The sequence below is a fragment of the Pseudomonas sp. BW16M2 genome (genome assembly GCF_014268865.1).
Lineage (GTDB): Bacteria > Pseudomonadota > Gammaproteobacteria > Pseudomonadales > Pseudomonadaceae > Aquipseudomonas > Aquipseudomonas peradeniyensis.
This window is the reverse complement of record NZ_JABWRI010000001.1, coordinates 288,212-301,949: the sequence shown is the minus strand read 5'-3', so window position 1 is coordinate 301,949 and position 13,738 is coordinate 288,212. Positions and strand designations below refer to the sequence as shown.

Sequence of the window (13,738 nt, the reverse complement as noted above, 5' to 3'; positions counted from 1 at the left end):
ACTACCGTTTAGGAATATGGATAGAAGTGTACCTGTCGTGGGAGCGGGCTAGCCCCGCGATTCAGGCGATGCGGTGAATGGCACCGGCTTCGCCGGTGTTCGCGGGGCAAGCCCGCTCCCACGTTGTATGGCGTTACCGGATCGTCACCACCAGCTTGCCCACCGCCTGGCGCTGCGCCAGGCGCTCGATTGCCGCGCCACCCTCGGCCAGTGCAAAGGTCTGCGACACCAGCGGCTTCAACTTGCCTTCGGCGTGCCAGGCGAACAGCTGGCGGAAGTTGGCCGCGTTGTCTTCCGGCTGGCGCTGGGCGAAGGCGCCCCAGAACACCCCGAGCACCGCCGCGCCCTTGAGCAGGGTCAGGTTCACCGGCAGTTGCGGGATCGTGCCGCTGGCAAAGCCCACCACCAGCAACCGCCCGTTCCATGCCAGCCCGCGCACGGCCTGGTCGAACAGCGCGCCGCCGACCGGGTCGTAGATCACGTCCACGCCCTGGCCGCCGGTCAGGCGCTTGATCTCGTCCTTGAGGCTGGCCTGGCTGTAGTCGATCAGTTCGTCGGCCCCGGCCGCCTGGGCGATCGCCAGTTTCTCGGCGCTGCTGGCTGCGGCGATCACCCGCGCGCCCAGGGCCTTGCCGATCTCCACCGCGGCCAGCCCCACGCCGCCCGAGGCGCCGAGCACCAGCAGGGTTTCGCCGGCCTTGAGCTGGCCGCGCTGGGTCAGGGCGTGCATCGAGGTGCCGTAGGTCATGCCGAACGCGGCGGCGGTGGTGAAATCCATGCCCGCCGGTATCGGCAGCACGTTGTAGAACGGCACCGCCACCTGCTCGGCGAAGGCGCCCCAGCCGGTCAGGGCCATGACCCGGTCGCCGACCTTGAATGCGCCGGCCTTCTCGCCGACCGCGGCCACCACGCCGGCCGCCTCGCCACCCGGGGCGAACGGCAGCGGCGGCTGGAACTGGTACTTGCCCTCGATGATCAGGGTGTCGGGGAAGTTGACCCCGGCGGCGTGCACGTCGAGGAGGATCTCGTTCTTCTTCGGCGTGGGGCTGGCGACCTCTTCCAGGACCAGGTCCCGCGCCGGGCCCAGGGCTTTGCACAACAAGGCTTTCATCAGGGCTATTCCTTTGCGTGTGGTGGCCGATAAGTGTAGGAGGGCCGTCCCGAGGGTCAACGAGCATGGCCGGCCCTGATGAGCCGGCATAAGCCCGGGCTTGGGTTTGGCCGGCGCGCTGGGTAAGCTGGCGCCAACTGTATTGAGGAGCGAATTCGTGAAAGCGTGGATCTTGATGGTGCTGGCCCTGATGCTGCCAGTGGCGGCGATGGCCGAGGAAAAGGAAGGCGAGCCCAAGGTCGCCTACATCAGCCTCAGCCCGCCCTTCGTCGGCAACTACGCCCTTGACGGCGGCCCCAAGCTGCGCGTGTTCAAGGCCGATGTCGCCCTGCGCGTGACCGGCGATGCCGCCGCCACCGCGGTCAAGCACCACGAGCCGCTGATCCGCAACCAGCTGGTGGCGCTGTTCACCCAGCAGGGCGTGGACAGCATGAGCAACGTCGAGGCCAAGGAAAAACTGCGCCAGGAAGCCCTGAAGCAGGTGCAGCAGGTGATGGAGTCCGAAGAGGGCAAGCCAATCGTCGAGGACCTGCTGTTCAACAACCTGATCGTGCAGTGATCAGGCGGCGAGGCTGCGGCGAAAACGCGCCAGGGCCACGCCGAAGAACACCAGGCCGATCGCGGCCAGGGCCGCTACGTCCGGCCACACCACGTTCAGCCCGGCGTCGCGGAACAGGATCGCCGCGCCGAGGCTGACGAAGTGGGTCGAGGGCGAGCCCTGCATGACCCACTGCAGCCACTGCGGCATGCTGTCCAGCGGCGTGCTGCCGCCCGAGAGCAGCAGCATCGGGATGATCACCGGGATCGCCAGCAGGCCGAACTGCGGCGTCGAGCGCGCCAGGGTGGCGAGGAAGATGCCCAGCGCCGTGCTGGCGAACAGGTACAGCGCGGTCACCCCCAGGAACAGCCCCATGGAGCCCGCCAGCGGCACGCCCAGGGCGCCCTTGACCACCACTTCCAGCGAAATCCAGGTACAGGCCACCACCACCAGGGCGTTGCTGGCGATCTTCGCCAGCATGATTTCCAGCGCGGTCAGCGGCAGTACCAGCAGGTGATCGAGGGTGCCGTGCTCACGCTCGCGCAGCAGCGCGGTGCCGGTGAGGACGATGGCCAGGATGGTGATGTTGTTGACGATCTGGATCACCGCCAGGAACCAACCGCCTTCCAGGTTGGGGTTGAACAGCGCTTTCGGGTTGAGCAGGGCCGGGCTGCTGGTGCCGCGGCCTGCGTACTCCAGCAGTTCGCGCTCGAAGATCCGGCCGATGTAGCCGGCCCCCATGAAGGCCTGGCTCATGGCCGTGGCATCGACGTTGACCTGCAGTTCCGGCGAGCGTCCGGCCAGCAGGTCGGCCTGGAAGTTCACCGGCACGTTGATCACGAAGGTGTATTGCCCGCTGTCCATGGCCTGGTCCAGGCCATCTGCGGACAGTGCCACGGCAGGCTGGAATTCGGGCGGCTGCAGCGACTCGGCGAGCTTGCGCGAAACGGCGCCGTGGTCTTCGTCGACCACCGCGACACTGGCGTTGTGCACGCCGATCACCGAGCCTGCGGCGGGCATGTAGATCGCCACGCTGAAGGCGTACAGCAGGAACAGCAGCAACACGCTGTCGTGGCGCAGGCTGGTGAGTTCCTTCAGGCCCAGGCGCAGGGTGTGGGAGAGGCGGCTCATCTCAGGCCTCCTGTTTTTTCAGCATGGCCAGGCTCAGCCCGGTGAAGGCGGCGAAGAAGCCCAGCAGCGTCAGACACTGCGGCCACAGTTCGCGCAGGCCCAGGGCCTTGGTGAAGGTGCCGACGGCGATGTCGAGGAAGTAGCCGGCCGGGAACAGCTGGCCCATCAGCGCCGCCGCGCCGTCCAGCGACGAGCGCGGCACGATCAGGCCGGAGAACTGGATGGTCGGCAGGCTGGTGATGATCATGGTGCCGAGGATCGCCGCGATCTGCGTGCGGGTGAACGCCGAGATCAGCAGGCCCAGGCTGGTGGTCGCCAGCAGGTAGGCCAGGCCGCCGCAGGCCAGGGCCAGCGGGCTGCCCTTGAGCGGCACGCCGAACAGCCAGCGGTTCATCGCCACCAGCAGTGCCAGGTTGACCAGGCTTACCGCGAGGTAGGGCACCTGCTTGCCGAGCAGGAATTCCAGGCGGGTCAGGGGCGTTGCGTAGAAGTTGGTGATCGAGCCCAGTTCCTTTTCCCGGACGATGCCCAGCGCAGTGAGCATGGCCGGGATGAAGGCCAGGATCAGCGCCATGACGCCGGGGCCGATGGCGTTCACGCTGACCACATCCTGGTTGTAGCGAAAGCGCGTTTCCAGGCGTACCGGCTGCTGGCGCGCCACCGGGTGCGGGCCGAGGGCGGCCAACTGCTCCAGGTTGGCCTGGTGCACGGCTTCGACATAGTTGCGGCTGGTCTCGGCGCGGAACGGCATGCCGCCATCGAGCCAGGCGGCCACCACCGGCTGGCGCCCGGCATGCAGGTCGCGACCGAAGCCCGGCGGGATTTCCAGGGCCAGCTTGATTTCCGAGCGTTGCAGGCGCTGGTGCAACTGGCGGGCATCGCGGATCGGCGCCTGCTCGGCGAAATAGCGCGAACCCCTGAAGGCCTCGAGGTAGGCGCGGCTTTGCGGGCTCTGGTCCTGGTCGTACACGGCGAAGGCGAGGTTCTCCACATCCAGCGAGATGCCGTAGCCAAAGATCACCATCATGAACAGCGCGCCAAGCAGGGCGAAGGCCAGGCGCACCTTGTCGCGCAGCAGTTCCTTGCCTTCGCGGCTGGCCACCGCCAGCAGGCGGCGCAGGCTGAAGGCCTGGCGCAAGGCAGGCGCCGGGGCGGCGGCCTGTTCCAGCCCTGCATCGGCCTGCGCCTGGATGGGCGCGTCCTGGGCCTGTTCGAGGCAGCGCACGAAGGCGTCTTCCAGGGTTTCGCCGCCGAACTGGCGCTGCAGGGCCTGCGGGGTGTCGCAGGCCAGCACCCGGCCGGCGTGCATCAGCGAGATGCGGTCGCAGCGCAGGGCCTCGTTCATGAAGTGGGTGGACAGGAAGATGGTCACGCCCTGCTCGCGGGACAACTCCACCAGCAGACGCCAGAAGTCGTCGCGGGCCGCCGGGTCGACGCCCGAGGTCGGCTCGTCGAGGATCAGCACTTCCGGGCGGTGCAATACCGCCACGGCCAGCGACAGGCGCTGGCGCAGGCCCAGGGGCAGGGCGCCGGACGGCTGGTCGGCGATGGCGCCGAGGTCGAAGCGCTCGATGAGCTCGGCGATGCGCGGCGCGCTGTCGGCCTTGGCCAGGTCGAACAGGCGGGCGTGCAGTTCGAGGTTCTGTCGGGCACTCAGCTCGCCATACAGCGAATAGCTCTGGGACATGAAGCCGACCCGCTTGCGCGTGGCCAGGTCGCCGGCATCCACCGGTCGGCCGAGCAGGCTGGCGCTGCCCTCGCTGGCCGGCATCAGGCCGGTGAGCACCTTCATGGTGGTGGTCTTGCCGCAGCCGTTGGAGCCGAGGAAACCGAAGATCTCGCCGCGGCCGATGGCGAAGCTGACCTTGTTCACCGCGGTGAAGTCGCCGAAGCGCAGGGTCAGGTCGTGGGCCTCGATGGCGATCGGCCCGTCGTCGGCCTGGCGTGGCGGGATGCGCAGGGGCTCGGGCTGTGGTCGGCCGGCACCCTGGAAGTGGGTGAAGGCGTCGTCCAGCTTGCCGCTGGGCGTGGCCGCCGCCAGTTCGCGGCTGAGGCCGGCGGCCAGCAGGCGGCCAGCGTCGAGCATCAGGCAATGCTCGAACTGCTCGGCTTCCTCCATGTAGGCGGTGGCCACCAGCAGGGTCAGTTGCGGGCGCTGGGCGCGCACCTGCTCGACCAGCTCCCAGAAGCGCCGCCGTGACAGCGGGTCGACGCCGGTGGTCGGCTCGTCGAGGATCAGCAGGTCCGGCTCGTGGATCAGCGCGCAGCACAACCCGAGCTTCTGCTTCATGCCGCCCGAGAGCTTGCCGGCCGGGCGTTCGGCGAAGCGCTCCAGGTCGGTGGCGCGCAGCAGGCTGGTCATGCGTTGCTCGCATTCGGCGCGGCCCAGGCCGAACAGGGTGGCGAAGAAACGGATGTTCTCGCGGATCGACAGCTCCGGATACAGGTTGTTGCCCAGGCCCTGGGGCATGAAGGCGACCTTGGGATACAGCGCGGTGCGGTGGCGGCGCTGGCGGATCGAGCCACCGAGCACCTGCAGCTCGCCCTGTTGCAGGCGCTTGACCCCGGCGATCAGCCCGAGCAGGGTCGACTTGCCGGCGCCGTCCGGGCCGATCAAGCCGCAGCGGGTCCCGGCTGGCAGGCTGAGCGCGAGGCTGTGCAGGGCCTGCAGGTCGCCATAGCGATGGCTGACACCCTCGGCCCGCAGGGCGATCGCCGCGTTCATTGCAGGTTGGCCGGCCAACCCACGTCGGCAGTGCGCACGTACCCGGCGCCGGGCATGCCCGGCTTGGCCTGGGGCACGGCGCTCGGTTCGGTCAGGCGCAGCTTGACCCGGAACACCAATTTTTGCCGCTCATCACGGGTCTCGACCTGTTTCGGGGTGAACTGCGCCTTGGCCGCGACGAACGCCACCTTGGCCGGCAGGGCCTTGTCCGGCAGGGCGTCGAGCACGATCCGCGCCTGGTCGCCGACGGTCAGGCGGCCGGTGGTGGCGGCGGGCAGGTAGAGGTTCATGTACTGGTCGCTGGGGTCGATCAGCATCAGCACCCGGCCACCGGCGCCGAGCACTTCGCCGGGTTCGGCCAAGCGCAGCTGGATGATGCCGTCGATGGGCGCGCGCAGGCTGCTGTCGTCGATTTCGCTGGTGAGCTGGGCGACCTGGGCCTCGGCGGCGCCGATGGCGGCCTTGATCGCCGCCAGCTGGGCTCGGGCCGCGACCACGGCCGCGGTGGCGGTGTCGTAGCGGGCCTGCTGCTGGTCGAGCAGCTGCTGGCTGGCGAACTTGCGCTGGTAGATCTCGCGTACCCGCTTGAGCTCCTGGCTGGCCAGCAACAGTTCGCTCTGGCGCAGCTGTACGCTGGCCTGGGCGGCGGCGTAGTTCTCGCGGGCGCGCAGCACTTCGGCCTCGGCCTGGCTGCGCTGAGCCTCCATCGTGCGGGTGTCGATGCGCGCCAGCAACTGGCCGCGGGTGACCTTGTCGCCTTCGTCGACCAGCACCTCGGCCAGGCGCCCGGGGATCTTGCTGGCGATCTGCACCTCGGTGGACTCGAGGCGCCCGTTGCCCATGCTCAGGCCTTCGGGCAGGCGGTCGTGAAGGGACTTCCAGTAGCCCAGCCCGCCTGCCGCCAGCAACAGCAATACCAGGGCGGAGGCGAAGATTCTGGGGGCTTTTCGATTCATCGGTCTGCATCCTGCGGCTGGCACGCCTTATCCTGGCGCGACGCGCTTCCTTGCGCGTTGATATTGGTCAAACCCCTGACAATAGCCGCACAATCAGCTCAGCGCGAGGATCGCCGCCCATTGTTCTGCGGTCACCGGCATCACCGACAGGCGGCTGCCCTTCTGCACCAGAGGCAGTTCCTCGAGCGCCGCCTGCTGCTTGAGCAGGCCCAGGCCGAGCACTTGGCGGAAGGTCTGCACATGCTCGACATCCACCGCGCTCCACGGGTTCTTCTCGGCGCTGGCCTTGGCGTCGTGGTAGTGGCTGTGCGGATCCAGGGCGGTCGGATCCGGGTAGGCGGCGGCGCTGATTCGGGCGATGCCGGCGATACCCGGTTGCGGGCAGCTGGAGTGGTAGAAGAAGAATTCGTCGCCGACGCTCATGGCCCGCAGGAAATTGCGCGCCTGGTAGTTGCGCACCCCGTCCCAGCGGGCGCTGCCCAGGTGTGCCAAGGCTTCGATGGAGAGCTCGTCGGGCTCGGATTTCATCAGCCAGTAGGCCATGGATGCTGCTCCTGAAAGAGTTTGAAATAACTCGTTGCATGAAACCGACAGTCGGTTGGCGTCAACGTTTGCCTGGCGACTCATGTTGTCGGAAAATGCGCCGATTTTAAGCTATACGCTCCGGCCGCCATCAAGAAAGCCGCCGAGCCTGGACAGTTGTTCTTGGGGGACGATCAATGAAACAACGTAAACCGGACCTGCTCTGGATCCTGGCCTTCATTTTCGGGCTGGGCGTGGTCACCACCGGTTACGCGCAAGGCTTGTGGGAACGCAAGCTGGATGCCGCCTACCAGCAGGCGCCTGTTGATCCGGCGCAGCAACAGCACCGCTGATCCCCCTTCGCGCACCTCACTTGGGTGCCAGGTACCAACCACGGTCCGAGACCGTGCCTTGCAACGGTACATCCCAGCTCGCCTGGTTGAGCCGCTCCACTTTCTGGCATTCGTGCGCCAGCCCCAGCAGCAGCGGTTTTTTCCACGCCTTGCGCCGGCCCTGGTAGGCCAGGCTGCGGTCATAGAAGCCACCGCCCATGCCCAGGCGCCCCCCTACCTCGTCGAAACCGACCAGCGGCAGCAGGATCAGGTCCAGCGCCCAGATCGGCCGTTGCCGCTTGCGTTCGATCACCGGCTCCAGGATGCGAAAGCGGTTGGGGCGCAGTGCCTCGCCGGCCTCGAAGCGCTGGAACACCATGCGCGTGCGTGGCCAGGCGTGCAGCACCGGCAGGTAGACGCGCTTGCCGCGCTTGTGCGCTTCGCGCAGCAGCAGGCGCGGGTCGATTTCGCCGTCATTGGGCAGGTACAGGGCGATATGCCGGGCACGGCGGAACAGCGGATCCTGCGCCAGTTGGCGATACAGGCCTTCGGCGGCCTGGCGTTGCTGGGCAGGCGTGAGGGCGCGGCGGGCGTTGCGCAGGAGGCGGCGAAGCTGGGGGCGGGTAAGCTGGGGGCGGGTAAGCTGGGGGCGGGTAAGCGGCGCGGTGTCGGTCATGGCACGGGCGATCCCAGAAGAAACGAAAAGCCCGCCGTTGGAGGCGGGCAGTTCTGAATGCAGGCTCCCCGACAAGACCGCTATCGGTGTAGCCCTTGAACCCGAAAGTTCAAGGTGGAGATTGCAGGGGGCGTTAAGGCTTTCCGTCGGGCGGACATGCACACCTGCCCCAGCGTGCAACCCCCGTGGTTGTGCGTATCGGCTCAGGGACATAACCGACTGGCGCATCCCCCAGGGAGTGGCGCCAGTATACCAATCTCAGTCGTTTTTGCTAACCGGATCGTCGGACAGGGCCTGGTCGACCCGCTCCAGCAGGTCACGCACCTGCTCGCGGGTGGTACCGCCGCTGGTCACTTCGGGGCGTTCCTGGCGGTGCAGCAGCTCGTGGGTGATGTTCAGCGCGGCCATCACGGCGATGCGGTCGGCGCCGATCACCTTGCCGCTGCTGCGGATCTCGCGCATCTTGCCGTCCAGGTAACGGGCGGCGCCGACCAGGTTGTTGCGCTCCTCGGGCGGGCAGATGATCGAGTATTCCTTGTCGAGGATCTGGACGGTGACGCTATTGCTTGAACTCATGAGTCTTGCTCCAGGGCCTTGAGGCGCAGGATCATCGATTCGATCTTGCGTTTGGCGATCTCGTTCTTTTCGATCAGGTGGGCGCGCTCCTCGCGCCAGGATCGTTCCTGAGCTACTAAGAGTGCGTTTTGCCGCTTTAGTTGCTCGACCCGTTCGATCAGCAACTCGAACCGGCTCATCAGCGCTTGCAGGTCGTTCTCTTGCATGGGTTGCACTCGATTCCTTCACTCGCCTGGCGATCATGCCTGCCCCAAGGGCGCGACGGCCAGTGCCGATGGTCTTGGCGCGCCTGCCGGTGCTAGGATACAAGGTCTCCATTCTAGTCATTGCGCCGTCTGGCGCCTAGCTGCCCATGCCCAATACCCAATCGCCCTACATCGCCTTCGCCATGTTGCTTTCGAGCAATGGCCACCCCGTCACCCCCGCCGAGCTGCATGGCCTGCTGATCGGCCGCAGCTGCGCCGGCGCCGGCTTCGATGCCGATGCCTGGCTGGCCGACGCCGCCCAGTTGCTCGAGACCGAGCCCGGCGACTCGGTGCGCAACGCCCTGGTCGGCCTGCAAGAGATGGTCAAGGCTGAGCTGACCGGCGAGGACGTCGCCATCGTCCTGCTGCTGCCTTCCGATGATGCCGCACTCAGCGACCGCGCCACCGCGCTGGGCCAGTGGTGCCAGGGCTTCATCACCGGCTTCGGCCTGAACGCCGGTGGCAAGGACCTGTCCACCGATGCCAAGGAAGTGCTCCAGGACCTGGTGGCCATTTCCCAGGTCCAGGAAGCGCTGGAAGAGTCCGAGGACGGCGAGAGCGACTACATGGAGGTCATGGAGTACCTGCGCGTCGCCCCGCTGCTGCTGTACACGGAGCTGGCCAAGCCGCAAGCACCCGCGCCAAAGCCATCGCTGCACTGATCTGAACGGGGTCGTTTGCCCATGAGCCACATACCCAAGGCGGAGTACGCCCGTCGGCGCAAGGCGCTGATGGCGCAGATGGTCCCCAACAGCATCGCCATCCTGCCGGCGGCCGCGGTTGCCATCCGCAACCGCGACGTCGAGCATGTCTACCGCCAGGACAGCGATTTCCAGTACCTGAGCGGCTTCCCCGAGCCCGAGGCGGTGATCGCCCTGATTCCGGGGCGCGAGCATGGCGAGTACGTATTGTTCTGCCGCGAGCGCAACCCCGAGCGCGAGCAGTGGGACGGCCTGCGCGCCGGCCAGGAGGGCGCGGTGGGCGATTTCGGCGCCGACGACGCCTTCCCCATCAGCGATATCGACGAGATCCTGCCGGGCCTGATCGAAGGGCGCGAGCGGGTCTACAGCAACATGGGCAGCAACCCCGAGTTCGACCGCCGGCTGATGGAGTGGATCAACGTCATCCGCTCCAAGGCCCGCCTCGGCGCCCAGCCGCCGAACGAGTTCGTTGCCCTGGATCATCTGCTGCACGACATGCGCCTGTATAAATCGGCGGCGGAAGTGAAGGTCATGCGCGAGGCCGCGGCGATTTCCGCCCGGGCCCACGTGCGCGCCATGCAGGCCTGCCGTGCCGGGCTGCACGAGTACAGCCTGGAAGCCGAGCTGGACTACGAGTTCCGCAAGGGCGGGGCGAAGATGCCGGCCTACGGCTCGATCGTCGCCGCCGGGCGCAATGGCTGCATCCTGCACTACCAGCAGAACGACGCGCCGCTCAAGAACGGCGACCTGGTCCTGATCGACGCCGGTTGCGAGATCGACTGCTACGCCAGCGATATCACCCGCACCTTCCCGGTCAACGGGCGGTTCTCGCCGGAACAGAAAGCCATCTACGAGCTGGTGCTCGCGGCCCAGGCCGCGGCGTTCGCCGAGATCGCCCCGGGCAAGCACTGGAATCACGCCCACGAGGCGACCGTGCGGGTGATCACCGAAGGGCTGGTGGTGCTGGGGCTGCTCAAGGGCGAGGTACAGGCATTGATCGACAGCGAGGCCTACCGTGCCTTCTACATGCACCGTGCCGGACACTGGCTGGGCATGGATGTGCACGACGTGGGCGAATACAAGGTCGGTGGCCAGTGGCGCGTGCTCGAACCGGGCATGGCGCTGACCGTCGAACCCGGCATCTACATCGCCGTCGACAACCAGGCGGTGGCGAAGAAGTGGCGCGGCATCGGGGTAAGGATCGAGGATGACGTGGTGGTGACCAGACAAGGTTGTGAAATCCTGACTTCAGGCGTGCCGCGCACGGTCGCCGAGATCGAGGCGCTGATGTGCGACGCCCGCAAGGACGTCGCATGAACCGGGTCAACCTGGCGATCATCGGTGGCGGCCTGGTGGGTGCGAGCCTGGCCCTGACGCTGCAGGCCGCGGCCAAGGCCCGTGGCTGGAAGATCCTGCTGATCGAGCCATTCGCGCCCGGCGACAGCTTCCAGCCCAGCTATGACGCACGTTCCTCGGCGCTGTCCTACGGCACCCGGCAGATCTACGAGCGCCTGGGGTTGTGGCAGACCATCAGCCGCCGCGCCGAGCCGATCCGGCAGATCCAGGTGTCCGACCGCGGCCGCTTCGGCGGTACCCGCCTGGACGCCCTGGAAGAAGGCGTGCCGGCTCTCGGCTACGTGGTCGAGAACGCCTGGCTCGGCCAGTGCCTGTGGCAGGCCATCGACAACGAGGTGATCAGCTGGCGCTGCCCGGCGCAGGTGCAGGCGATGCAGGCCATCGCCGGCGGTTATCGCCTGCAGCTGGACGACGACACTTCACTGGAATGCGACCTGGCGGTGCTGGCCGACGGCGGTCGTTCGGGCCTGCGCGAGCAACTGGGCATCCATGTGCGCAATACGCCCTATGACCAGAGCGCGTTGATCGCCAATATTACCCCGGGCGAAGCCCACGCTGGCCAGGCTTTCGAACGCTTCACCGAGCAAGGCCCGATGGCCTTGCTGCCGCTGGCGGACAACCGCTGCGCGCTGGTCTGGACCCGCCAGGGGATGGACGCCAGGCGCCTGGCCGAGCTCGACGAGCGCAGCTTCCTGCGCGAGCTGCAGGAGGCCTTCGGCTACCGCCTCGGCGCCCTGCGCCAGGTCGGTGCCCGCCATCTCTATCCGCTGTCGCTGGTCGAGGCCGAGGAGCAGGTACGCCCGCACCTGGTGGTGCTGGGCAACGCCGCCCACAGCCTGCACCCGATCGCCGGCCAGGGCTTCAACCTGTCGCTGCGCGACGTGCAGTCGCTGGCGGACGCCCTGCTGGCCGGCCCGGCGCTGCCGGGTGACCTGGCCACGCTGCAGGCCTATCACCAGCGCCAGCGCCTCGACCAGGCCCTGACCATCGGCTTCTCCGACCAGGTCACCCGCCTGTTTGGCAGCAGCCAGCCGCTGCTGGCTGCCGGGCGCAACCTTGGCCTGCTCGGCCTGGACCTGCTGCCGCCGGCGAAAAGCTGGTTTGCCCGCCAGGCCATGGGCCTGGGCACCCGCCCCGATCCGCGAGGCCGCCCATGAGCGATGCGCACAGGCTCGCACGGCGGGCGCGGATGCTGCGCTGGCTGCTGAACTTCTACCCGCCCTACCTGGGCGCCGGTATCCACATCCAGGAAATCAGCCCGGACATGCGCAGCGTCAAGGTGCGCATGAAGCTGACGCGGTGGAATCGCAACTACGTCGGCACCCAGTTCGGCGGCAGCCTGTACGCGATGGTCGACCCGTTCTACATGCTGCTGCTGATCGAGCAGCTGGGCCGTGAATACATCGTCTGGGACAAGGCCGCCAGCATCGATTTCATCTCGCCGGGCAAGGGCCCGGTGTATGCCGAATTCCACGTCGACGACGCGCTGCTGGACGAGATCCGCCAGCAGACCGCCAGCGGCAAGAAATACCTGCCCCGGTTGCAGGTGGAGATCCGCGACGGTGCCGGCGAGCTGGTGGCGCGGGTCGACAAAACCCTATACGTGCGGCTCAAGCCGCAAGCGAGGCAGGCGTAAGGCATGGAAATGCGCGCAGATCTGTTGATTGTCGGTGCCGGTATGGTCGGCAGCGCCCTGGCCCTGGCCCTGCGCCACAGTGGCCTGGAGGTGCTCCTGCTTGACGGCGGGCCGATGACGGTCAAGCCGTTTGACGGCGAGGCACCTTTCGAGCCGCGGGTCAGTGCCCTGTCGGCGGCCAGCCAGCGCATTCTCGAGCGCCTCGGGGCCTGGGACGGTATCGCCCGGCGGCGCGTCTCGCCGTACTCGGACATGCATGTCTGGGACGGCAGCGGCACCGGCGAGATCCATTTCTCCGCGGCCAGCGTGCATGCCGAGGTGCTGGGTCATATCGTCGAGAACCGCGTGGTCCAGGATGGCCTGCTGGAGCGTCTGCACGATAGCGATGTCGGGCTGCTGGCCAACGCTCGCCTGGAGCAGCTGCGCCGCTCCGGCGATGAGTGGCTGCTGACCCTGGCCGATGGCCGCAAGCTGCGCGCGCCACTGGTGATCGCCGCCGATGGCGCGAACTCGGCGGTACGCCGCCTGGCCGGCTGCGCGACCCGTGAGTGGGATTACCTGCATCATGCCATCGTCACCAGCGTGCGCTGCAGCGAGGCGCACCGGGCAACGGCCTGGCAGCGTTTCACCGACGAAGGCCCGCTGGCGTTCCTGCCGCTGAGCCGCGATGGCCGCCAGGACTGGTGTTCGATCGTCTGGTCGACCACCCCGGAGCAGGCCGAGCAGGCCATGGCGATGGATGACGCGACCTTCCGCCAAGCGCTGGAACGGGCTTTCGAGGGGCGTCTGGGCGATGTGCTGGAGGCGGATCCGCGGGTCTGCGTGCCGCTGCGCCAGCGCCATGCCAAACGCTACGTTGAGGAGGGCTTGGCGCTGATCGGCGATGCGGCCCATACCATCCACCCGTTGGCCGGGCAGGGGGTCAACCTGGGCTTTCTCGACGCCGCGGTGCTGGCCGAGGAGCTGGTCCGCGCCTGCGAGCGTGGCGAGCGCCTGGCCGATGTGAAGGTGCTGAGCCGCTTCGAGCGGCGACGCATGCCGCACAACCTGGCGTTGATGGCGGCGATGGAGGGCTTCGAGCGCCTGTTCCAGGCCAATCCGCTGCCCCTGCGCTGGCTGCGCAACAGCGGCTTGAAGCTGGTGGAGCAGATGCCCGAGGCCAAGGCGCTGTTCGTGCGCCAGGCGCTGGGGTTGTCCGGGGACCTGCCGGAGCTGGCCAGAGCGTGAGTGCCG

The 13,738-nt window shown here is 67.7% G+C and carries 15 protein-coding genes and 1 other RNA gene; 7 read left to right on the top strand and 9 right to left on the bottom strand.

Annotation, left to right across the window (positions count from 1 at the left end):
- Positions 1 to 133 precede the first annotated feature (133 nt).
- A complete protein-coding gene (locus HU735_RS01315) occupies positions 134 to 1,111 on the bottom strand; it encodes an NADPH:quinone oxidoreductase family protein (RefSeq protein ID WP_186712123.1) in 978 nt (325 codons plus the stop codon).
- A 157-nt stretch (positions 1,112 to 1,268) separates the two neighbouring features.
- On the opposite strand from HU735_RS01315, the gene HU735_RS01310 reads away from it, so the two are divergent.
- A complete protein-coding gene (locus HU735_RS01310) occupies positions 1,269 to 1,670 on the top strand; it encodes a flagellar basal body-associated FliL family protein (RefSeq protein WP_186712122.1) in 402 nt (133 codons plus the stop codon).
- Here the strand turns inward: HU735_RS01310 and HU735_RS01305 are convergent, their stop codons facing one another.
- The 4 genes from HU735_RS01305 to HU735_RS01290 all read right to left on the bottom strand — a co-directional run bounded on the left by HU735_RS01305 (position 1,671) and on the right by HU735_RS01290 (position 7,004).
- Positions 1,671 to 2,780, bottom strand: coding sequence for an ABC transporter permease (locus tag HU735_RS01305; RefSeq protein ID WP_186712121.1), 1,110 nt, complete (start codon positions 2,778 to 2,780; stop codon positions 1,671 to 1,673). It lies immediately after the preceding gene.
- A 1-nt stretch (position 2,781) separates the two neighbouring features.
- Complete coding sequence (gene rbbA, locus HU735_RS01300) at positions 2,782 to 5,505, bottom strand: ribosome-associated ATPase/putative transporter RbbA (RefSeq protein WP_186712120.1); 2,724 nt, start codon at positions 5,503 to 5,505, stop codon at positions 2,782 to 2,784.
- Positions 5,502 to 6,461: an HlyD family efflux transporter periplasmic adaptor subunit gene (locus HU735_RS01295; protein ID WP_050703321.1), complete on the bottom strand. Its 960-nt coding sequence runs from the start codon at positions 6,459 to 6,461 to the stop codon at positions 5,502 to 5,504. Before HU735_RS01295 ends, rbbA begins: the two co-directional genes overlap by 4 nt.
- Positions 6,462 to 6,554: 93 nt before the next feature.
- Positions 6,555 to 7,004: an EVE domain-containing protein gene (locus tag HU735_RS01290; protein ID WP_186712119.1), complete on the bottom strand. Its 450-nt coding sequence runs from the start codon at positions 7,002 to 7,004 to the stop codon at positions 6,555 to 6,557.
- A gap of 176 nt (positions 7,005 to 7,180) precedes the next feature.
- Between HU735_RS01290 and HU735_RS01285 the strand changes: the two genes are divergently transcribed.
- Positions 7,181 to 7,336, top strand: a complete 156-nt coding sequence (locus HU735_RS01285; protein WP_011536298.1) for a hypothetical protein — start codon at positions 7,181 to 7,183, stop codon at positions 7,334 to 7,336.
- Between the two features lie 16 nt (positions 7,337 to 7,352).
- Here the strand turns inward: HU735_RS01285 and HU735_RS01280 are convergent, their stop codons facing one another.
- From HU735_RS01280 to HU735_RS01265, 4 genes are all read right to left on the bottom strand, one after another.
- Entirely contained in the window at positions 7,353 to 7,991 is a 639-nt protein-coding gene (locus HU735_RS01280) for a 5-formyltetrahydrofolate cyclo-ligase (protein WP_186712118.1), read from the bottom strand.
- A gap of 61 nt (positions 7,992 to 8,052) precedes the next feature.
- Positions 8,053 to 8,232: non-coding RNA, 6S RNA (gene ssrS, locus HU735_RS01275), on the bottom strand.
- Between the two features lie 17 nt (positions 8,233 to 8,249).
- Complete coding sequence (locus HU735_RS01270) at positions 8,250 to 8,567, bottom strand: cell division protein ZapA (RefSeq protein ID WP_028688562.1); 318 nt, start codon at positions 8,565 to 8,567, stop codon at positions 8,250 to 8,252.
- The gene (locus HU735_RS01265; protein ID WP_023631616.1) at positions 8,564 to 8,773 is read right to left on the bottom strand and encodes a TIGR02449 family protein; all 210 of its coding nucleotides are present in this window, start codon (positions 8,771 to 8,773) and stop codon (positions 8,564 to 8,566) included. The genes HU735_RS01270 and HU735_RS01265 overlap by 4 nt, the downstream gene beginning before the upstream one ends.
- Positions 8,774 to 8,919: 146 nt before the next feature.
- Between HU735_RS01265 and HU735_RS01260 the strand changes: the two genes are divergently transcribed.
- The 5 genes from HU735_RS01260 to HU735_RS01240 are packed head-to-tail and all read left to right on the top strand — an operon-like array spanning position 8,920 to position 13,732.
- Entirely contained in the window at positions 8,920 to 9,474 is a 555-nt protein-coding gene (locus tag HU735_RS01260) for a YecA family protein (RefSeq protein WP_050703324.1), read from the top strand.
- A gap of 21 nt (positions 9,475 to 9,495) precedes the next feature.
- The gene (gene pepP, locus HU735_RS01255) at positions 9,496 to 10,830 is read left to right on the top strand and encodes a Xaa-Pro aminopeptidase (RefSeq protein ID WP_186712117.1); all 1,335 of its coding nucleotides are present in this window, start codon (positions 9,496 to 9,498) and stop codon (positions 10,828 to 10,830) included.
- A complete protein-coding gene (gene ubiH, locus HU735_RS01250) occupies positions 10,827 to 12,026 on the top strand; it encodes a 2-octaprenyl-6-methoxyphenyl hydroxylase (RefSeq protein WP_186712116.1) in 1,200 nt (399 codons plus the stop codon). The genes pepP and ubiH overlap by 4 nt, the downstream gene beginning before the upstream one ends.
- Entirely contained in the window at positions 12,023 to 12,505 is a 483-nt protein-coding gene (locus HU735_RS01245; protein ID WP_186712115.1) for a DUF4442 domain-containing protein, read from the top strand. The genes ubiH and HU735_RS01245 overlap by 4 nt, the downstream gene beginning before the upstream one ends.
- A 9-nt stretch (positions 12,506 to 12,514) precedes the next feature.
- The gene (locus tag HU735_RS01240) at positions 12,515 to 13,732 is read left to right on the top strand and encodes a 2-octaprenyl-3-methyl-6-methoxy-1,4-benzoquinol hydroxylase (protein ID WP_177330811.1); all 1,218 of its coding nucleotides are present in this window, start codon (positions 12,515 to 12,517) and stop codon (positions 13,730 to 13,732) included.
- Positions 13,733 to 13,738 lie beyond the last annotated feature (6 nt).